The sequence below is a fragment of the Planococcus lenghuensis genome, from assembly GCF_001999905.1.
Classification (GTDB): Bacteria; Bacillota; Bacilli; order Bacillales_A; family Planococcaceae; genus Indiicoccus; species Indiicoccus lenghuensis.
The window spans coordinates 296,239-316,009 of record NZ_CP019641.1 but is presented as its reverse complement, the minus strand read 5'-3'; the positions used below and the strand labels follow the sequence as shown (position 1 = coordinate 316,009).

General features: G+C 46.6%; 15 protein-coding genes and 2 pseudogenes. 15 read left to right on the top strand and 2 right to left on the bottom strand.

What is annotated here, in order from left to right:
• Window positions 1-358: 358 nt before the first annotated feature.
• Genes B0X71_RS20140 through B0X71_RS21185 form a run of 3 tightly spaced genes read left to right on the top strand, consistent with a single transcriptional unit; the run spans window position 359 to window position 4,533 of the window.
• Window positions 359-1,177, top strand: a complete 819-nt coding sequence (locus B0X71_RS20140; protein ID WP_077591335.1) for a TetR/AcrR family transcriptional regulator — start codon at window positions 359-361, stop codon at window positions 1,175-1,177.
• 12 nt (window positions 1,178-1,189) lie between these two features.
• The gene (locus tag B0X71_RS20135) at window positions 1,190-4,354 is read left to right on the top strand and encodes an efflux RND transporter permease subunit (RefSeq protein WP_077591334.1); all 3,165 of its coding nucleotides are present in this window, start codon (window positions 1,190-1,192) and stop codon (window positions 4,352-4,354) included.
• 26 nt (window positions 4,355-4,380) lie between these two features.
• Window positions 4,381-4,533, top strand: a complete 153-nt coding sequence (locus B0X71_RS21185) for a hypothetical protein (protein ID WP_156890008.1) — start codon at window positions 4,381-4,383, stop codon at window positions 4,531-4,533.
• A 10-nt stretch (window positions 4,534-4,543) separates the two neighbouring features.
• Here B0X71_RS21185 and B0X71_RS20130 read toward each other — a convergent pair.
• A protein-coding gene (locus tag B0X71_RS20130; RefSeq protein ID WP_269750118.1) for an IS630 family transposase occupies window positions 4,544-5,583 on the bottom strand; the annotation gives its coding sequence in 2 pieces (ribosomal slippage) (window positions 4,544-5,083 and window positions 5,086-5,583; 1,038 coding nt in all).
• Window positions 5,584-5,894: 311 nt separating this feature from the next.
• Between B0X71_RS20130 and B0X71_RS21500 the strand changes: the two are divergent.
• From B0X71_RS21500 to ggt, 7 genes and pseudogenes are all read left to right on the top strand, one after another.
• Window positions 5,895-6,405 (top strand): annotated as a pseudogene (locus B0X71_RS21500) (transposase); the annotation flags it as partial.
• 376 nt (window positions 6,406-6,781) lie between these two features.
• Window positions 6,782-7,738, top strand: coding sequence for an aldo/keto reductase (locus B0X71_RS20115; protein WP_077591363.1), 957 nt, complete (start codon window positions 6,782-6,784; stop codon window positions 7,736-7,738).
• Window positions 7,739-7,873: 135 nt separating this feature from the next.
• A pseudogene (locus B0X71_RS20110) lies at window positions 7,874-8,087 on the top strand (helix-turn-helix domain-containing protein); the annotation flags it as partial.
• A 108-nt stretch (window positions 8,088-8,195) separates the two neighbouring features.
• Window positions 8,196-9,203 carry an ion channel gene (locus B0X71_RS20105; protein WP_077591330.1) on the top strand — a complete coding sequence of 336 codons (1,008 nt, stop codon included), beginning with the start codon at window positions 8,196-8,198 and terminating at the stop codon, window positions 9,201-9,203.
• Window positions 9,204-9,552: 349 nt separating this feature from the next.
• Window positions 9,553-10,104: a TVP38/TMEM64 family protein gene (locus B0X71_RS20095; protein ID WP_077591328.1), complete on the top strand. Its 552-nt coding sequence runs from the start codon at window positions 9,553-9,555 to the stop codon at window positions 10,102-10,104.
• 134 nt (window positions 10,105-10,238) lie between these two features.
• On the top strand, window positions 10,239-11,567 hold the full coding sequence (locus tag B0X71_RS20090; protein ID WP_198038765.1) for a DUF2254 domain-containing protein: 1,329 nt from the start codon (window positions 10,239-10,241) through the stop codon (window positions 11,565-11,567).
• Window positions 11,568-11,823: 256 nt separating this feature from the next.
• On the top strand, window positions 11,824-13,533 hold the full coding sequence (ggt, locus tag B0X71_RS20085; RefSeq protein WP_077591326.1) for a gamma-glutamyltransferase: 1,710 nt from the start codon (window positions 11,824-11,826) through the stop codon (window positions 13,531-13,533).
• 224 nt (window positions 13,534-13,757) lie between these two features.
• Here the strand turns inward: ggt and B0X71_RS20080 are convergent, their stop codons facing one another.
• Window positions 13,758-14,600 carry a metallophosphoesterase family protein gene (locus tag B0X71_RS20080; protein WP_198038764.1) on the bottom strand — a complete coding sequence of 281 codons (843 nt, stop codon included), beginning with the start codon at window positions 14,598-14,600 and terminating at the stop codon, window positions 13,758-13,760.
• Between the two features lie 154 nt (window positions 14,601-14,754).
• On the opposite strand from B0X71_RS20080, the gene B0X71_RS20075 reads away from it, so the two are divergent.
• The 5 genes from B0X71_RS20075 to B0X71_RS20055 all read left to right on the top strand — a co-directional run bounded on the left by B0X71_RS20075 (window position 14,755) and on the right by B0X71_RS20055 (window position 19,765).
• The gene (locus B0X71_RS20075) at window positions 14,755-15,357 is read left to right on the top strand and encodes a glycerol-3-phosphate responsive antiterminator (protein ID WP_077591324.1); all 603 of its coding nucleotides are present in this window, start codon (window positions 14,755-14,757) and stop codon (window positions 15,355-15,357) included.
• Between the two features lie 196 nt (window positions 15,358-15,553).
• The gene (locus B0X71_RS20070) at window positions 15,554-16,867 is read left to right on the top strand and encodes an ABC transporter substrate-binding protein (protein ID WP_077591323.1); all 1,314 of its coding nucleotides are present in this window, start codon (window positions 15,554-15,556) and stop codon (window positions 16,865-16,867) included.
• A 64-nt stretch (window positions 16,868-16,931) separates the two neighbouring features.
• Window positions 16,932-17,777 carry an HAD family hydrolase gene (locus B0X71_RS20065; protein WP_077591322.1) on the top strand — a complete coding sequence of 282 codons (846 nt, stop codon included), beginning with the start codon at window positions 16,932-16,934 and terminating at the stop codon, window positions 17,775-17,777.
• Complete coding sequence (locus B0X71_RS20060; protein WP_077591321.1) at window positions 17,770-18,849, top strand: ABC transporter ATP-binding protein; 1,080 nt, start codon at window positions 17,770-17,772, stop codon at window positions 18,847-18,849. The genes B0X71_RS20065 and B0X71_RS20060 overlap by 8 nt, the downstream gene beginning before the upstream one ends.
• Entirely contained in the window at window positions 18,842-19,765 is a 924-nt protein-coding gene (locus tag B0X71_RS20055) for a carbohydrate ABC transporter permease (protein WP_077591362.1), read from the top strand. Before B0X71_RS20060 ends, B0X71_RS20055 begins: the two co-directional genes overlap by 8 nt.
• The last annotated feature ends 6 nt before the right edge of the window (window positions 19,766-19,771 follow it).

The following is a 19,771-nucleotide window of genomic DNA, read 5'->3' as shown; positions in this document are numbered from 1 at the left end:
AGCGGCGGTCCTGAGCCGATTTTCTCACTTCCTCCAATTCACGGATAGGTTGGTCATCGTTCATCGCACTCGATTCTTTCGGGTAAACTTTATTTTCTATTTACCTGAAAGGATAATTTTTTAAAAATTTAGTTCAGCTTATTTAATCTTTTATTTTGAGTGGCAAGTTATAAGCGCCCCCAATGTCTTTTATTCGCCCCTTTATGTTTTATTTTCATATAAGCCCATAATTTCCAGTCACAAACTCTCCATATTTTCAGAGGCCAATCAAATTGACTTTGGTAATTAATAATTTTATGATTTAACGTATGACCAATAAGTCACCATTCGTGACCAACTAGTTGAAAGGAAGGGTTCGATGGACAAAAAACAGGAATTGATGAATGCGGCGGTACACCTTTTTTCCATTAAAGGTTTCCATCAGACATCGGTTCAGGAAATCGCCCATACTGTGGATATTTCAAAAGGTGCGTTCTATAAGCATTATGATTCCAAAGAGAGTTTGCTGGTGAGCATTCTCAAACGGTATCAGGCGGAGACGCTTGAAGGGTTGGAGCATTTGGAAATCTCAGAAGACCTTTCGCCGAAGGAAGCGTTTGCGAAGAAATTGGCGTTTGAGTTGGAAAGCATTTTAGGCGAACGGGATTTCTTCATCATGGTGTTCAAGGATATGCCGACCGATGGCAATGAGCAGCTGACGTCCTTGCTGCAGGAGATGCGAAGTTCTTCTTCGAAATTCCACAAAACGATGCTGCTGGAAGCATTTGGACAGGAAATCGAACCATTCCTAGAAGATTTGACCACTGTTGTCGAAGGGATTTTGAAAGAATATATGATTACGACCATTCTGGAAAACCGTCAGTTGTCCACCGATAAATTGAGCCGCTTCATCGCTTCTTCTGTAGAAGCGATTACGATGCAGCTCGAGTCGATGGAAGCCGTTTTTACGGAGAAGAGCGAGAATGGCTTTTCGATGGACAGCCTTTTCGCCGATATGGAAACGAAAATCAAGCTTTATTCAAAAAATACTGCCCAACGGCTGGCATCACTGGATTTATTGCGCCAGGAACTGCAGCAGGATGAGCCACGTGAGTTTCTAATCGATGCGCTGGCTGATTACCTGTCGCAGGAAAAACAAATTGAAAAAGAAGTTCTTCTATTGAAGAATCATCGCTGAGGAGTGTCCTAGTTGAAGAAGATTATCGATTTTTCATTAAAGAATAAGTTCGCCATCTGGATCTTGACCATCATGGTCGTCGTGGCCGGACTTTACGCAGGATTGACGATGAAACAAGAGTCAATTCCGAACATTACCGTGCCGGCAGCGACAGTTATCACCGTTTACCCGGGTGCTGCGCCGGATGAAGTGATGGACGAAATCACTGTTCCATTTGAACAGCGCATTCAGAACATGAATGGCGTTGAACTTACAACGTCGACATCGATGGCAAATGCTTCGATCATCCAGATTCAATATGATTTTGATGTGGATATGGATGAAGCCGTAAGGGAAGTGGAAGATGCCCTTTCACAAATTGAAATTCCCGATAGGGCAGAAGATCCAACCGTTGACCGCATCAGCATTGATGCGTTCCCGGTTCTGACGCTGAGCATCTCCGATCCGGACCGTTCACTGGAAGAATTGACGGACGTTGTTGAAGACGATGTGCTGCCGCAGCTTGAAGGCGTTGCTGGATTATCCGACGCGCAGATTTCCGGTCAGCGGATACAGAAAGTAACGATGAATTTCAATGAAGAACAGATGGCGCAGTACGGTCTGACTGAAGAAACAATCCAACAATTGATTCAAGGTTCGAACCTTACTTTCCCGATCGGCTTGACCGAGTTTGGCGGCGAAGTGAAAAACCTGGTCATTGACGGCAATATCACAACAGTCGATGATCTTCGCAATCTGCAGATTCCGGCGATTCCGCAACAGGCACAGGCGCCTGGCGCTGGAGCGCCTGGTGAAACACCAGTGGCTCCTGACCAGACACCGCAAGCTCCTCCGACGGAAGCGCCGGCTGCTCCACAGACACCTGCCGTTGCCGGCATACCGACAGTAGCTCTCAGCGAACTGGCTGAAATTGAAGTCGTCAGCGAAGCGGAATCGATTTCCCGCACAAACGGTGAAGAATCGATCGGCATTCAAATTATCAAGTCGCCTGATGCCAATACGGTGGATGTCGTCAATGATGTTAAGGATATCGCTTCAGAAATCGAAAACGCTTTGGCATTGACGGTGGATATCACATTTGACCAGGGCGAGCCAATCGAGAAATCGGTTGAGACGATGCTGAGCAAAGCCCTGTTCGGTATTTTATTCGCAGTGATCATTATTCTCCTGTTCCTGCGCAGCTTTAAAACAACGTTCATCTCGATCATTTCGATCCCGCTTTCCCTGCTGATTGCGATTTTCCTGTTGAACCAGATGGATATCACATTGAACATCATGACACTCGGTGCATTGACCGTCGCAATCGGGCGGGTCATCGATGATTCGATTGTCGTGATTGAAAATATTTATCGCCGCATGGCATTGCCGGGTGAAAAACTGCGCGGCAAGGAATTGATCCGTTCGGCAACAAGCGAAATGTTCCTGCCGATCTTCTCATCTACAATCGTTACGATTGCAGTATTCCTGCCGCTTGCATTAGTCAGCGGGCAAATTGGCGAATTATTCCTGCCATTTGCACTCGCAGTCGTATTCGCATTATCCGCTTCCCTGCTCGTCGCAATCACGATTGTTCCAATAATGGCGCATTCGATGTACGGCAAGCAATTGCAGAACCTTTCTGCCAATGAAACCAAGGAACACAAGCCAGGCAAATTGGCTGCCGGCTACAAGCGCGTGCTGGAATGGACGTTGAACCATAAAATCGTCACATTCGGCGGAGCTTCGATTTTATTGATTGCAAGTTTCTTCATTGTACCGATCATTGGCGTCAGCTTCCTTCCGGAAGAAGAACAGAAAATGGTCATTACGACGTATTCGCCGGGACCGGGCCAAACCCGTGAATCTGTCGAAGCCGTTGCATCTGATGCAGAGGCGTTAATCGACGGCCGCGAAGGTGTAACAACCTATCAATACTCACTCGGCGGAGAAAATCCGATGGCCGCAATGGGCATGGGCGGCGGAGACAATTCCGCGCTGTTCTTTGTTGCCTATGAGGATGATTTTGAAGGATTTGAAGATGAAACAACGAATCTGATCGATGAATTAAATGCACAGACTGAAGAAGGCGAATGGAACAACATGAATTTCGCAGCCATGGGTGCCAGCGGATTTGAGCTATTCGTCTACGGAGATAATTTAGAAGATATTCAGGCAGCCATTGATGATATCCAGCCTTTATTGGAAAATCATGAAGGTCTTGAAAACACTGAATCGAGCCTGTCAGAAGCATATGACCAATATACATTGGTTGCCGATCAGGAAACATTGGCGCAGAACGGACTGACCACTGTCCAAATCGGCATGGCACTCCGCAGCACTGGAGAAGCTCCGGTTCTGACGACCGTTAAAAATGACGGCCAGGATATCAATGTCTATATCGAAACAGAAGAAACCGAATACAGCGGAATCGACGATGTCACTGCCATCCAGCTTCCGACAGCGCTTGGCACAACCGTTGAAATCGGCGAGGTCATGGAAGTAGTGGAAGGAAAAGCGTCCGACACAATCAGCCGCCGCGACGGTCAGATGTACGCCTCGCTCAGCGCTGACGTGATCGGAAATAACGCTTCTGAAATTACGGCTGAAATTGACGGGCAAATCGACGAAATCGATTTTCCAAGCGGTGTTTCCATTGACCACGGGGGTGTGGCGGAACAAATCAACGAGTCCTTTACGCAGCTTGGCCTTGCAATGCTTGCAGCCATCGCGATTGTCTACTTCGTGCTTGTTCTAACATTCGGCGGCGCACTCGCACCGTTCTCCATCCTGTTCTCGTTGCCGTTCACAGTCATCGGTGTACTGGTAGCATTATGGATTGCCGGCGAACCGTTGAGCGTATCCGCATTGATCGGTGTCTTGATGCTGATCGGCATCGTGGTAACCAATGCAATCGTCCTGATCGACCGCGTCATCCACATGGAAAAAGCCGGCATGACAACACGTGAAGCCTTAATCGAAGGCGGTGTAACCCGATTGCGCCCAATCCTGATGACGGCACTTGCCACAATCGGCGCCTTGATCCCGCTGGCCATCGGTGCAGAAGGCGGCGGCCTGATTTCTAAAGGCCTCGGCATCACCGTAATTGGCGGCCTGACAAGCTCAACCCTTCTGACATTGGTCATCGTACCGATTGTTTATGAAGTGACAGCGAAGTTCAGACGGAAAGAATTTAAGTAAGAGAGAGTTTGGAAAGAGTTTAAGTAATGGTGGAGATTGAAAAAATTGATCAAAAATCGATAGGTAAAAGAGCTGAATTGACCAAGCGCCCATTAGAATACAGAATGCTGGTCAAAGCCGGGTTAGAGACTGCCCAAAAACGGACGATTAACGAAAATTTTCTATATAAGTTGAATTAAAGAAACATACTCAAAGGCGCACGCAAAGCCGATCAATCACTTCTTCCAATCGCTCGCTGATGTACTGGATGAATTCCCGCACTTTCAGCTTAATCTTACGAACATCCGGGAAGAAGACATTGTTAATGACGGATTCCTTCAGCCATTTCCAGAGGCCTTCCGTCAGGTTCAGTTGGGGGCTGTAGGGCGGCAGGAAGACAAGCCCCAATCGGTCCCGGTTCTCTTCCAGAAACGGCTGGATCAGCTTCGCGTGATGGATTCGGGCATTGTCCAGAACCACGGCGATCTTACCCGTTGGGTAAACAGATAGGAGTTTCCTGAGAAAGCGCAGGAACGTCACGGCATCATACCGTTCTTCTTCTGTGCAGAAGACTTCGCCCGTCGCGTAATTTAGCGTGGCGATGAGCTTCACGCCTTTGTGTTGGCCGTGAGTGGGGATGAACCGCTGTTCCCCTTTTCTGAACCACGTCCGCCCGATTGCCTGGTAATCTCGGATCATCGACTCATCCTCGAAGAGGAGATGGTCGATCTCTTCAGCCATCAGCTTTTTTTTAGCGCTGGAAACGTCTTTTCCTTGAATTCCCGCTGCTTTTCCGGATCGGCTTTCTCCAGCGTATACGTCGGCCGTGTATTGGAGAGCCCCTGCCTGCCCAACAGAATCGACATACCGCGCAGGGAATAAGAGACGCCCCATCTGTTTTTCGCGTATTCGGCAGCCAGTGCGAGTGTCCAGTTGTAGCGGGCGCTGAAGCCGACATCGGCCGGTGTCCGGGTGGCAATCGTCTCCGCCAGCTCTTCCTGCTGTTCTGCCGTCAGTTTCGGTTTCTTTCCAGTGGAATGGCCAAGGGCCAGTCCCTCGATGCCGCCTGCCAGATAAGCGGACAAGTAAGAACTGACGGCCTGGCGGCGCCGGCCGATGATCCGGCCGGCTTCCTCCATTGTCTCGCCCTCCAGGACAAGACGGACAGCCAGATATCGTTCGTAAAGCCGGCGGTCTTTCGCCTGGTTCATGGCTTCCTGCAGTTCGCTCAGCTGATCCTGTTTTTCCATATTCGATCATCCTTTCAGGTATTAACAGTATACACCTGATTGCTGGATGTTCGAAACATTAAATCAACTTATATAGATTGAAATTTTGAAAAAGATAAGCGTTATACAGTTTTTCTGTTAGAACCGAAGGAAATAGAGAAATAAGATAAATTAACCTAATTAGCGGTTATCCAATACTGTGAAATTTTTTCGTAAAAAAGGAAGAATCTTATTTTCGGTTAACATATGACCGCTTATCAGAAGCTATTTAAATACGAAGGGGGAAGATGCTGATCGAAGCGCGGTGGCCCGGCCGGTTCCAGTCCGGCATCATGGACAAGGGCTACGATTACAAGGCGATCTATGAGCAGCTGCGCCGGATGGAACTCCAGGCGGTGATCGCCTACAATCCGCGTCAGGAAGGAGAAGTGCTCGGTTTCGATGAGCACTTCGCGCCAACATGTGTCCGGGAACACGCGACAGTTACGATACGAAGTATGAAACCTTAAATACACCAGACCGCACGAGTGCGCCACCTGTCCGCCGCGGGATGATTCCCTATGTCAGAAAGTCTATAATAAGATCAAAAGGTCGATCGACCTTCGCAAACATACTGTGCCGGCCAGAAGTTCCGTGAAATGGGATGTCCTGTATAAAACACGTGGCGCTGTCGAACGGGTCAACGCTTACTTGAAGCAGAACTTCGATTTGAATAACGTCCGGCATCGCACCGGCAAGAAAGCAAAAATTCATTTTCAATTGATCACACTTGTCTACAATGCATGCCGGCTGGCAGCCGATCGGCTGAAACTGGCCGGTACGGTGAACAGGATCGCTGCCTGATTCGAATCCAGCTAAAGAAGCTGCTCCTTTTTCATCTGAACGGAACGGGAATTTGCGAGACTCCTGCGGAATAACTGGCAGGCAAGATTCCGCCGCACGGAATGGGCGGTGAGGCTTGCCGGCCAGTCCGCGGAAAGCGAGCGGGTTTCCGTCCAAGGAGTGAAGGATTCCTTAATTCAATCCTATTTTCAGAGGAAAAATGGACAGGAAAGCCGTCTGCGCTTTTTTAAATAGGCGATTTATGAAATTAGCTCGTCTAACTGGAATTTATTCCATTCAACGTTTAAAATCCGACAGTTGGGGAACAGATGGATAAGAAAAATAAATTGTATTTTATACCACGGGAAATTTTTCAGCGAAGGAGCGGACGATGTATATGAAGACACGCAGATTGGGGCAGGACGGTCCGGAAGTTTCGGCGATTGGGCTCGGGTGTATGGGGATGTCGGACTTTTATGTCGGTCGTGATGACCAGCAATCAATCGAGACCATCCATACGGCAATCGATTTGGGAATCACGTTTTTTGATACGGCGGATATGTATGGTCTCGGCGAGAACGAAAATCTCGTGGGTGAGGCATTGAAAGGCAAGCGAGATCAAGTGGTGCTGGCCACGAAGTTCGGGGTCGTGCGCGGTGCGGATCAGTCGTTCCAAGGCGTCAATGGCCGTCCGAAGTATGTGAAAGAGTCATGTGATAAAAGTCTGCAGCGCCTGGGCGTGGACCATATTGACGTGTACTACCAGCACCGGGTGGATCCGGAAGTGCCGATTGAAGAGACGGTCGGTGCGATGGGCGATTTGATGAAGGCAGGGAAAGTACGTTACCTAGGCTTGTCGGAAGCGGATTCAGAGACGATTCGACGTGCGCATAAGGAGCATACCATAACGGCACTGCAAACGGAATATTCGTTGTTCAGCCGCGACGTGGAGGATGATATTCTCGACACGGCGCGCGAGCTCGGCATCGGTTTTGTACCTTACAGCCCGCTCGGCCGTGGGTTTCTGACGGGCCGATTCCAAAAGATTGAAGACTTCCCGAAAGACGATTATCGGCGCCATTCGCCGCGCTTCCAAGGTGAGAATTTTAATAAAAACCTGAAGGTCGTCGAAAAAATTGAGCAATTGGCGAAGCAAAAAGAGGTAACGCCTGCACAACTCGCACTTGCCTGGCTTTTGGCGCAAGGCGAGGATATCATACCAATTCCAGGGACGAAGAAGGAAAAATATTTAAGGGAAAATATTGGAGCGCTCGATTTCACGTTGTCACAGAGCGAACTGGATGAAATTGATGAAGTGGCACCGCAAGGTATCGCTTCAGGTGATCGTTATTGAAGGCGTTTTATTGCCTAAACAAAAACCGGATTCGGGCATGTGCCTTTGATGGGCTAACCTAAACTAATGGGACACAATAAAACACCTTCGAGATGATACACTGGAAACAGGTATAGAAATCGGAGGTGTTTTTGCATGGGCAAAAACGTGTATTCAAGCGAAGTGAAACGGGCCGTCGTCAAGGACAAATTGAGCGGTCAATTGACGACAAAGGAAGTCATGGAGAAGCATGGCATCAAAAATGAATCCCAAATTAAGACGTGGATGAGATGGTATCGGGCAAATGAGCTGTATCGCTTTGACCAGCCGATCGGTAAGCGGTATACGTATGGACACGGACCTGAAAACACAGGCGAAGATGAAAAACGGAGCAGGCAGATCGCTAACTTGAAAATGGAGAACGAAATCCTAAAAGAGTATTTGGAGATGGAAAAGGAATAGAAAGGAGATTAGGTGCATGGAATGGATTTATTTAGTGGCCGGCATTGGCCTATTGCTGTTCGTGACGATAGATGTTTTCTGGACGACGCTTTGGGTCGACGGAGGAGCCGGGCCCATCTCCAGCCGATTATCGAGATTCTTATGGAAGATGACGAGAGGAATCAGCAGGGGTCATCCTTTGCTGCTCAGTCTGGCAGGACCGGCCGTTTTGGCCATCACACTCTTAATGTGGATTGGGTTACTATGGCTCGGATGGCTGCTGGTTTTTTCCGGGGATATCCATTCAGTGGTTGATACACGCGATGACAAGCCAATCAACTGGAGTGAGCGGGTTTATTTTACGGGATACGTCGTATTCACGCTTGGCGTTGGCGATTATGTTCCAAGAGAGGGTTTCTGGCAAGTGGCCACCGCAGCTGCATCAGGAAACGGCTTTTTGTTTCTGACGCTTGGTGCCACATACACACTATCCATTCTCAATTCGGTCATACAGCAACGTTCGTTTGCTTCCAGTATTACCGCAATTGGCAAATCGGGAAGTGAATTTGTGAGAAACACGTGGAATGGCAACGATTTTTCCGATATTAATTTGCTGTTAAGTTCCACTTCTTCACGACTCAGCACCCTGGCCGCACAGCACAAAGCCTATCCGGTTCTGTACTACTATCACTGTCCACAGGACGAACAAGCTGCATCAGTTGCAGTTACTGTCCTCGATGAAGCACTGACAATTCTTCGATTCGGCGTTCCCGAGCCGTATCAGCCGAATAGGGTATTGATTCAAGAAGCAAGATCAAGTATTGAAGGCTACTTGGATGCACTTTCACCCCGGCTCATTAAAACAGCTGGACAAGTTCCAGCCATCGCTAATTTAGACGATATTCGGATTTTCGGTTTGCCGACGATGACCGATAAAGAATTTAAAGCAGAAGTTGAACAACTTCAGGGACGCAGAAGAAAACTTCTCAGTGCCCTCGAATCCGACGCGCGACAATGGCCTTCTGTGCAAACAGTCGGTACGTGAATATAACGAGGCCTGTTTTGTTATCCTTTTCCTTATGTTTTGCTTTCTTCTACAGGTGTATTAAAGACGGAGCAGCAGTTCTTTAAGTGAGGTCTTTCTGTTTCGTTCTCTTCATCTGTACTCGCGATTAGAAGGACTATTTCGGATGAAACTTCGGTTGTTTCTTTGCTGATTATCAAGAATAATTGATTGAGGATTATCGTGTTCTCCCGCATAGAGAGATTCTCTTCATTCTGCAATTCTTTGGGATGACTAAAGAATCAGCGGATTTCGTCTATCTATTGAAAGGTTCGAATTCAAATCCTCTATCTATAGAGAGGAGAAAGTGCATTTCTGCAGGAGGATTCTAATGGAACAATTTTATGAAACGATGAAAGCGTTTATTGACAGTGCCGGCTGGTTCGCTCCCGTTCTTTTTATTCTGCTGCATCTCATCCGACCACTGCTGTTTCTGCCCGTCGTTGTCGTATGCATCACCGGGGGCGTGTTGTTCGGCTTTGTCAAAGGAGTGCTGCTGTCTTATATCGGGCTGTCTATCCTCGCCCTAAGTACGTATTGGATGGTTGATCAGTCTCCGAAATTCAAAGCGAAGATCGATCGCCTCAAGGAAAAATTTATGCACGATAAAACGATTTCCCTCGGTCAGGTCATGGTATTGCGAGTCATGCCGTTCGTCAGTTTCAATCTGCTTAGCGTGTATTTAATGGAAATGACGAAATCATATAAGGAGTATGCGCTGTATTCACTTCTCGGGCTGATTGCACCGGCCGTTTTATACACGGCGTTCGGTAATGCGATTTCTACTCTGTCGTGGCTTACCATGCTGCTTTTGCTCCTCGTTCTGGTTACCGTTTACTTCTTCGTCGGCAAAGTGCATAAATCACGTACAACTGCTGATTAACCAAGTACCGGTAGAAGTGATCGTTCTCTTGAGTTTGTTTCCCCTGCGTCTTCCTCTTCTTGACGGGAATCGAAAGGAGAATCTGCTGTATGTTGGTAAAATTTCTGCCAAGAGAAATAAGGAAATATTTTCGGATGTCCCGGCGGCAGCGGAAGCATGAAATACACCAGTCACTTTGGTTTAAACCACTGGCGTATGTCATGGCAGCTGCCGTCCTTGCAATTATCACGCTCTTTATCGATATGCAAGTTGATCTCTCCGTACGCGCCAGCTTCTTTGCCTTCAATCATGAAACGACCCGGACGCTGGTAAGTACACTGATCGCTTCGATTTTGCTGCTGAGCGCGTTTACGTTAAACATCCTGCTGGTATTTCTGACTACATTAAGCAGTCAGTTTTCACCGCGCATGCTGCAGGATTTTATTGCCACAAGAGAGACCCAGCATTTCGTCGGCCTATTCAACGGCAGTTTTATCTACGTGCTGCTCCTGTTTTTATTCATGAATAATTTCCGGCAGGATGAATTTGTCCTTGTTCCGCTGCTGACGGTGTTTATGACGTTTAGCACGGCCATTATCTTCCTTTTTTTCATTAATCACGCCATCTATTGGATGCAAGTGCATAATATCACGTGGAATATGCGGCTTATCTCCGAAGAGATTATCCAAAAAAACCTGACAGAAGATATGGAAAAACTGAAAGTAGTGAAAGCAGGAGATCTTAAAGAAGAGCTCCGGAAACACGCAAAGATAGTGAAAGCACCTGCGGCTGGCTACATTCAGCTTGTTGATTTTCAAGGCATGGTCAGCGCGGCACAGAAAGACGATATAATCCTTGCACTCCACGAACGGATAGGCGATTTCATGCTGGCCGGCAACCCATTGTTTTCCTACTGGGGACCAGGGGCTGACAAAGTGGATGAAGAAGCGTATACGAAATTCTTTGCATTCGGCAATAAAGAAACGGAAATCCAGGACAATTATGCGGCGATGAGCAAGTTGGCAGAAGTGGCTATCAAATCGATCAACAACGGGGATCCCCGTTCGGCTATCAATGCCATCTATCAGCTGGCTAACTTGATGCGGGCCATTGACGAGCACATTACATTTACACCATATCTTGCTGATTCAGACAAGCAGGTCCGGGTGATTACCCGAGAGCAGCATTTTGAAGGCGCGCTATATAGAGGTTTCGGAATGATCCGGCATTATGCGAAAGGTGATCTTCCGATTATCATTGAAATTGTATCTGCCCTTCGAATGTTGGCTCAGTCATCGAATCCGATTCGCCATACCGACATTTGGCGTTTCGCTGAGAACACAATCGAAAATGTATCACAGGAAATCATCTATGATATTGACCGCGATTTGTTACTGGAAAAACTAGATCTGCTTGCAAATGCAACAGGGAATGGAACAGAGTACGAGAAGCTGAAAAAAGCGATCGGGCAGAAAAAGGCGTGATAGGAAAACTTGTGAAGTTCCAGACCCGGAACTTCATTTTTTAATGCCGCTTGTTCTAATCTCCATCTCATTCACAAAAGGGTGCGAGAACAAGGACGAAGTCGCACGAGTGAAATTCTGTCAGGTTAGATGGCTGCGATTCCTGAAAGTTCATTAACATGCAGGCAAATCGGGTAAACAGTAAAGATGGAAAGACAAGGAATGGACTCACCAAATAATTCAGGAAACGAATCGATCAAAAGAGGTGACCGATAACATGAAATTGGACGAAATTTTTCAAAATCAAAAGGCAGATAAACGGGCAGCTTGGCAGGAAACTGCAATCGGAAGTTACGGTATGGCCGCCAGTGCCGTAAAAGAAGCGACCGAAGTTGGAGAACAGGTGTTGAAAGATGGCGGGAATGCGGTTGATGCCATCATCGCCATTCAATTCGCATTGGCGGCAGTCGAGGGGATGGACACGGGCATCGGCGCCAGCGGCTTTATCACCGTCTATGACAGTGAACGGAATGAAACAAAAGTGATTAACGGGCACAGCCAAGCACCAGCTGCCGTGGAGCCGGAACTGTTTCTTGATGAAGAAGGGAATGTGGTGCCTTTCCTGGAACGGTCCACGAAAGCCGCAGCGGTGGGCATACCGGGCATTATGAAAGCAATAGAGTTGGCGCATGAGCGTTATGGCACACTGCCGCTTGAACGGCTGATCAATCCGGCCATCAAGCTGGCAGAAGAAGAATACGAAGTGAAATTCCTCTGGGATCAGGCGATTAAGTTCAACCACTTCCGCTTGGGAGAGGAAGCCAAAAAAGTATTTATGCCAGATGGCGTTCCCCTTGTAGAAGGAGACACGGTGACACAGCCGGATCTCACAAACACGTTGAAAATCATTCGGGAAGAAGGATTTGCGTCCGTCTACGAAGGAAAAATCGCAGACGCCATCAGTGAGACCATCCAGGCGCTTGGCGGGCTGATGACAAAAAAAGATCTGGCGAATTACCGGGCTTCGATTGATGAACCGTTATGGAGCAGTTACAAAGAGTTCGATTTTGCATTTCCGGCTCCGCCGAACGCAGGCGGATTCACTGTGGCGCAGTTGCTGAAAATCCTTGAACCGGTTGATTTTAATCAGTACGGCCCCGACTCCTGGGAGAAGTATTATTTGATTGCTGAAGCGATGGAAATTGCCCTGTCGGATAAGAACGCCTATATTGGCGATCCGAATTTCGTGGATATTCCGATGGCCGGCCTGTTGCATCCCGATTATGTAGAGGAACGCCGAAAACTGATCAATTTCAAGGAACACAACGGGGCAATTGATTTTGGGGACCCGTGGAAGTACCAGGAAGGGGAGCCGGGTCGCTTGATTCAGCACGGGACTTCAGATGGCGGAACAGAGACGACTCACTTCACGGCTGTTGACCAATGGGGGAATGTCGCCGCCTGTACGTCCTCGATTGAACGAATGTTTGGATCAGGCATCATGGTGCCTGGGTATGGATTTCTATTAAACAATGATTTAACGGATTTCGATTCGAAACCAGGAACAGTCAATGAGCCGAGAGCCGGAAAGTACCCGGTGAGTTCGAAAGCACCAACGATCGGATTTCATAAGAGAGTCCCTTTTATCACGCTCGGTTCACCCGGGGGATACACGATTGTCGCTTCCGTTCTTCAAGTACTAGTGAATGTCCTTGAATATAAGATGGATTTGAAGGAGGCAATCCGGAAGCCAAGATTGTTCAATGGCCCGAACCAGATTGTACAGGCAGAGGTCGGAATAGGACAAGAAGTCTGGGGAAAACTGGAATCGATGGGATTCGAGGTGGAAAAGGCGGAATCACCTGATATCAGGATTGGTGATGTCCAGGCGATTCTAATTGATTCCTCAACCGGAAACCTTTACGGGGCAGCAGATTCATCACGGCCGGGAGCGGCAGCGGGGCTTTCAGAATCGCCCGATGATTGAATCCTGCTGACGCAGACAATTCACGTGAGGTTCAAAGTCAGACGCATTAATATTTAAAGAGGCTAATGGATGGATTTTAGCAGGATGACTCGACGAAAACTATCAACATTGTTCGGAATCGGAGGGCTATTCATGTATTAGAACAACGAAAGGGGACGAGAGAGGACAGGGGGTGTGTCCTCTCTCGTCCCCAATTGAGCAGCAGAAATAATCGATTCTTTTTGTTATTTTGCAGGAATAGGTGGCGATAGCGAAATCACCTGGTTTGCATTAGCTCCTGTTCCTGAAGAGAACGGATTTAATCTAAAATGGTCGATCGCTTCTCCTATTACCTGTGCTTGCTGTTTCAGTTGAGCATCAGAAAGATCCACAGAATTAATAGAAATATGAGAATCGGCCACCTCAATCACACGTACTGCTTGTTCGTCCAATACCGCCGCAAGCTGCAGGAAGTTCCAGTGGTCTCTCTCGGCAATGGAATTGAAGTGATTATGCCCGTTTACATAGAGTCCAAGCCCTTGTTTTTTACTTAACAATTCCCAGATTGGCACGTCTGGATGAATGCAAAGTTTTTCTTTTTCAAAATTAGTGGTTGTCCCGTGAACCGGATGATGGGCAAACAGAATGAGCGGCAGGTTCCCTGACTGTTCCATGACACTTTCCAGCCATTCCAGCTGCGTTAAATCCAGCGTGCCGCCCCAGTCATCAAAATCCTGTTCTTTTGCTGTATCAATAAAAACCAAAACGGCTGACTCAGTCGGCATGACATGAAATCGCTCTTGCTTCGTAATAGCCAGAACTTCGTCGCGAGCCAGCCCATAAATGTCATGATTACCTAGCACATGCACAAATGGTTTTTCATGGCGTCGGATATAAGAATAGATATCCTCAAGCTCATCCGGCAATCCATAGTTTGTCAAATCTCCAATGGATACATACAAATCAGCAGGAACTGAAAAAAACCGCTCAATAAATGTGTCATAAAATGCCTGCCGATCCTTTTGAATAAACGCATACGTGTCTTTCAACGAGGGATAATGCAAATCTCCTATTACTGCAATTCTCATCTTCATCTGCTCCTCTCTTCCGGCTCTTTATAGTATTGCAGAGGAATATTAACGCGCTATTAAGGGGTTGTAAAACTTTGTAAAAGCACCTCCAGCCAAATGACCTAGAGCTTATACTGAGAGCGTAAGCCATTGAATTCGGGAGGTGCTTCACATGAAGATGAAATGGAATAAAGCAGAACTGATTCGACGCTTGCACCTGCACAAGAAGATTGCAGCGGTGAAAACACCCAAGGGAATTGAAGATGCCTTAGCGAATAAAGAGAGAATCAGTGCGATTTTTTTGCTGACTGGTTCTATTACGACTATCAAAAGATATGTCGACGTTTTTCAAGAGTCTGATGTTCCGGTTTTCATCCACGCGGAGAAAATTGGGGGTCTTCTCTTAAATAATGAGGGATTGGATTTCATATCAGATTTCGTCAAACCATTTGGCATTGTGACAACAAAAGCAACAGTCATTAAAAAAGCCAAAGAACGAAACTTATGCGTCGTACAACGGGTTTTTATGATCGATTCCGAAGTTTACGATAATGTATTGGAAAATAAGAGCGGACTGAATCCGGATATCATTGAAATTATGCCATCGACGTTGCATAGTGTTGTGGCAGCCTACTCCACCCGCATGACAACCCCGATTATTACCGGCGGTTTGTTGTCAACTGTGGAACAGGCCGAGTCGGCCCTTAATTCGGGAGCAATTGCCATCAGCACATCCAACGAAAAACTCTGGACTAAAGATTTATCAGGTTTTTGAGTTGTAAAGCCATTCTTAACGTCCAATTCATACTGGCTTAACAATCGGTTCGTATACTCGAAAGTGAAAAGTAGATAGATTATTGGGTGCACACAGAGAGACCTCAAATAACTTCGCGCTTGCCGCAGGTTTATTTGAGGTCTTTTTCTGTTGCAGACAAAGATGTATCTCATTTTCAAATAAGGGAGGAAGAGAAATGAAAAAATTATGGTTATCGTCCACAGGGCTGGTAATGATGATGGATTTAGCAGCGTGCGGTGGAGGAGTAAGTGAAGGTGCGGCGGAAACAGAAAGATTAAAAGAAAATGCCGTGGAAGCGGCGACTGACAAAGTAGAACTGACATACTGGTATGCATGGGGCGATAAAATCGGAGAAAACAACGAGAACTTGGTCCAGCGGTTCAACGAATCGCAGGATGAAATTCATGTAACAGCGGAATTCCAAGGAACCTACGATGACGTGCATTCCAAAACCCAAGCTGCCTTTGCTGCCGGCAATGCACCGGAAGTAACCCAAAATGAAATTGCGTCAGTTCAGATTTTCGCAAAAAATGGAATGATTGAATCCTTAACGCCATTCATTGAAAATGATTCAGCATTTGATGTAGAAGATTTTGTTTCGGGATTGATGGAGAATTCATATGTCGATGGAGAGATATACGCATTACCTTATTTAAGAAGCACACCGCTTTTGTACATGAACGCAACAATGGCAGAAGAAGTTGGATTGGACCCGGCTGGTCCGGAGACATGGGAAGAGTTTAAAGCGTATGCGGAAGCTTTTACAAATGATGAAGGCAGAGTAGGGATATCGATGCCCGTAAACCTTTGGTTTTATGAAGCCTTCATTGCACAAGCGGGTGGCTCTATGCTAAATGAAGAGGGAACGGAAGTCGCTTTTAATAGCGAAGAAGGCGCAGCAGCCTATGATTTATGGAGAAACATGGCAAAAGCAGGGACTTTGACAGTCCCAACAGGCGATGAGGCGGGTGATAAATCAATTCAGGATTTTGTCAACGGACACGCGGGAATGTTGTTCGCTTCAACAGGGAACTTGTCATATCTGATGGACATTGCAGAGGAAAAAGGATTTGAGTTGAATACCTACTTCCTTCCAAAAGGAGAAGAAGCAAAAGTGCCAACCGGTGGCGCAAACCTGGTCATGACAAGTGGTTTGGATGAAGAGCATCAACAGGCAGCATGGGAATTCATCAAGTTTATGATGGCCAAGGAACAGACAGTATATGCATCCGAGTATACGGGATATCTGCCGGTTCGAAAATCAGCGATGAATTCTGAAGCGATGCAGGCATTGTACGAAGAGAAACCGCAGTTTAAAGTGGCTGTCGACCAGCTGAAAAATGCAACAGGTCGCCCGATGGTCGAGGGATATCCAGAAGTGGTGAAAATTCTCGCGGATGAAATGACGCGGGGAATCCTGGATGAAACTTTGACTACTGAAGATCTGTTGAATGTGGCCGCCGAAAAAGCAAATACAATAATCAAATAAAAAAATATTATGATAAAAGGGAGGGCCTCGGAAGGTACTTCCTTTTGTTAAAGGAGGCAGTTCAATGCAGTGGCTAAAAGAGATTAATGTAGTGATCTTCGATTTGGACGGAACGCTCTATCAGGATTATTCCTTCTTAGAACGCTACATTTCTAAGATGATGACCGACAGATATTCCAATATAGAGATTGCAGAAACTATTAGATGGGCATATGACGTCTTGGAAGGCAAAAAAGCGATTAAGTTGGGGTTCCTCTACGATTCAGAGAGCCTGCTATTTTATAGTCAGCAAAATCTGAAGCCTGTATCTTCCTTCAACTGGGAAGGATTGGAAACCGCAATGCAAGTGAATGAAAAATCCCGATTGGTCTATATTGGAGACCCTTGGGGAATCGCCCATCTTGTAGCGAAAAAAAAGGAAATTCCACCATCTGTCGGGGTGAAGGCATTTTATGATGTGCGGGCAGAAATGTTAACAGAAGCATATTGCATCAGTAAGCGAACGGATTTATTTGAAGAAATCCAGAAGCTGGAAAATAAGCATCTCATTTTGATGACGAATTCACCGTTACCGACCGGTCAAGAATTCGTTGACTTTCTGGAGATCAACGACACCTTTGATGAGTTTTTCTACAATGGAAAAAAGCCGAGGGGCATTGAAATGCTGCTGGAAAAGTTAACAGAACAAGGGTATCAGCCTCACGAAATATTATCCATCGGGGATCATCCCCGGAATGATTTGTATCCAGTCCATAGAGCAGGCGGGCATACTTGCCTAATCAGTCAATATGCGCATGAGGACACGACCGCGTGGTCTGCTTCGGTAAAATCCGTTGACGGGTTGGTGAGTTTAATCAAAAAAATGAATGAATCAGAGATTCAAAACAGAAAGGAAGAGGGCTATGGCTGAAATCAGGCTCGAAAACATCTCAAAAGTCTTTGGTGAAAATCTTGTCGTTGATGATGTTTCATTGACCATCCAAGATGGCGCATTTGCTGTTTTGGTCGGTCCATCGGGGTGCGGGAAATCAACCATACTGCGAATGCTTGCCGGCTTGGAACAACAGACCTCTGGCAATGTATGGATCGGCGATAAGATGGTTAATGACATTCCGCCAAGCAAACGCGATATTGCCATGGTGTTCCAGAATTATGCCCTATATCCAACGATGACCGTAAAAGGAAATATTGAATTTGGATTGATGAACCGCAAAGTACCAAAAAAAGAAAGGCAGCGGATAGTCGAGGAGATTGCTGCAATTGTCGGATTGACTGATCATTTGAATAAAAAACCGGATAAATTATCCGGCGGGCAAAGACAGCGTGTAGCATTGGCCCGGGCGATGGTCAAAAAACCGAAGGTCTTTATTTTCGATGAACCCTTGTCTAATCTCGACGCGAAGTTACGCACCCAGATGCGGACAGAATTGATAGAGCTGCATAAAAAACTGGGCACTACATTTGTCTATGTAACGCACGATCAAGTCGAGGCCATGTCCATGGGGGATGAAATCATCATCCTAAACCAAGGCGTCGTGCAACAGAAAGATACACCGAGCAATGTGTACGGCAATCCCCGTAATACGTTTGCGGCGGAATTCATCGGGCAGCCGCCTATGAACGTTTTTAAACAATCGGCATTTGATGAAATGCTTGGAGCGGTTTCTGACGACGTGCGCTTTATTGGCTTCCGACCTGAACACGCCGGCATTTCAGTGACAGCTGATTCATTACCGCACACCATCGTACTTGAGAGCGAAATTTTAACTGTGGAACCCTTGGGGGCGGAAACCATATACAAGGTGAAGAATGACATCGGCACCATGAATGTGAGAAGCTTCGATGCGCCGTTGCTCAACCAAAACCGGTGTTTTATCTCCATTCGGTTAGAAAAGTTATATTTTTTCGATGGACGAGGAACTGCGGTGATGGCTATGGAGATATCGAGGACAAAGGAGGCGGCACTTAATGGCATTGGTTAAAGTGGCGCTGGATACAGAAAAACGAACAGCAGGGAAGCAACGGATGTGGTCATGGGAGAAATTGCGACCCTACGCTATGATTTCTCCTGCAATCGTTATTTTCTCCTTATTTTTCCTTTATCCGATTGGTTATATGATTTTTTTAAGTTTCCATGATTGGAATTTCATCAGTCCAACAAAAGAATTTGTCGGGACGGCAAACTTCACGTATCTTGCAACAGATACTGAATTTCGGGAAGTGGTTAGAAACTCTTTTATCTACACTTTTTTCGTGGTGTTTCTGACAATTGGCCTTTCACTGCTTGTTGCGCTATGGCTAAATCGGAGTGGAGCCATCTATTCTTTCATGCAAGCTTCGATTTTTAGCCCACATATCATTTCCCTAGTCTCTATTTCGATGTTATGGATGTGGATCATGGATACGGATTACGGCTTGCTGAACTGGTTGCTGAGTTTATTCGGCATTGAGGCGGTCCCTTGGCTGACAAGCCCGGATTACGCGCTGGCGGCGTTAATACTGGTTGCCGTCTGGAAAGGACTCGGATTTAACACTTTAGTATTCATTGCGGGTCTGCAGAGCGTTCCAAGAGATTTATACGAGGCAGCCGAGCTCGACCAAACACCACCATGGAGAAGATTTTGGCGAATCACAGTACCGATGCTGTCTCCAACGTTGTTCTTCCTGACTATTATCGGGGTCATCAATTCATTTCAGGTATTCGAAACGATTAATTTGATGACATCCGGAGGTCCGATTAACTCAACCAATACCTTTGTCTATTACATTTATGAGTACGGTTTCCGATTCTTCAAAATCGGCTATGCTTCCGCAGCGGGCGTTGTATTGCTGGTTGTTCTTGCAATACTTACAGCCGTTTACTTTCAAGTGCTGAGCAAGCGTGTACATTACCGATAGGAAAGC

What these genes read in the sequence shown, in the direction of transcription:
- B0X71_RS20140 (WP_077591335.1), top strand. Translation starts at nt 359, where the DNA reads ATGGACAAAAAACAGGAATTGATGAATGCGGCGGTACACCTTTTTTCC.
- B0X71_RS21185 (WP_156890008.1), top strand. Translation starts at nt 4,381, where the DNA reads ATGGTGGAGATTGAAAAAATTGATCAAAAATCGATAGGTAAAAGAGCT.
- B0X71_RS20115 (WP_077591363.1), top strand. Translation starts at nt 6,782, where the DNA reads ATGAAGACACGCAGATTGGGGCAGGACGGTCCGGAAGTTTCGGCGATT.
- B0X71_RS20105 (WP_077591330.1), top strand. Translation starts at nt 8,196, where the DNA reads ATGGAATGGATTTATTTAGTGGCCGGCATTGGCCTATTGCTGTTCGTG.
- B0X71_RS20095 (WP_077591328.1), top strand. Translation starts at nt 9,553, where the DNA reads ATGGAACAATTTTATGAAACGATGAAAGCGTTTATTGACAGTGCCGGC.
- B0X71_RS20090 (WP_198038765.1), top strand. Translation starts at nt 10,239, where the DNA reads ATGTCCCGGCGGCAGCGGAAGCATGAAATACACCAGTCACTTTGGTTT.
- ggt (WP_077591326.1), top strand. Translation starts at nt 11,824, where the DNA reads ATGAAATTGGACGAAATTTTTCAAAATCAAAAGGCAGATAAACGGGCA.
- B0X71_RS20080 (WP_198038764.1), bottom strand. Translation starts at nt 14,600, where the DNA reads ATGAGAATTGCAGTAATAGGAGATTTGCATTATCCCTCGTTGAAAGAC.
- B0X71_RS20075 (WP_077591324.1), top strand. Translation starts at nt 14,755, where the DNA reads ATGAAGATGAAATGGAATAAAGCAGAACTGATTCGACGCTTGCACCTG.
- B0X71_RS20070 (WP_077591323.1), top strand. Translation starts at nt 15,554, where the DNA reads ATGAAAAAATTATGGTTATCGTCCACAGGGCTGGTAATGATGATGGAT.
- B0X71_RS20065 (WP_077591322.1), top strand. Translation starts at nt 16,932, where the DNA reads ATGCAGTGGCTAAAAGAGATTAATGTAGTGATCTTCGATTTGGACGGA.
- B0X71_RS20060 (WP_077591321.1), top strand. Translation starts at nt 17,770, where the DNA reads ATGGCTGAAATCAGGCTCGAAAACATCTCAAAAGTCTTTGGTGAAAAT.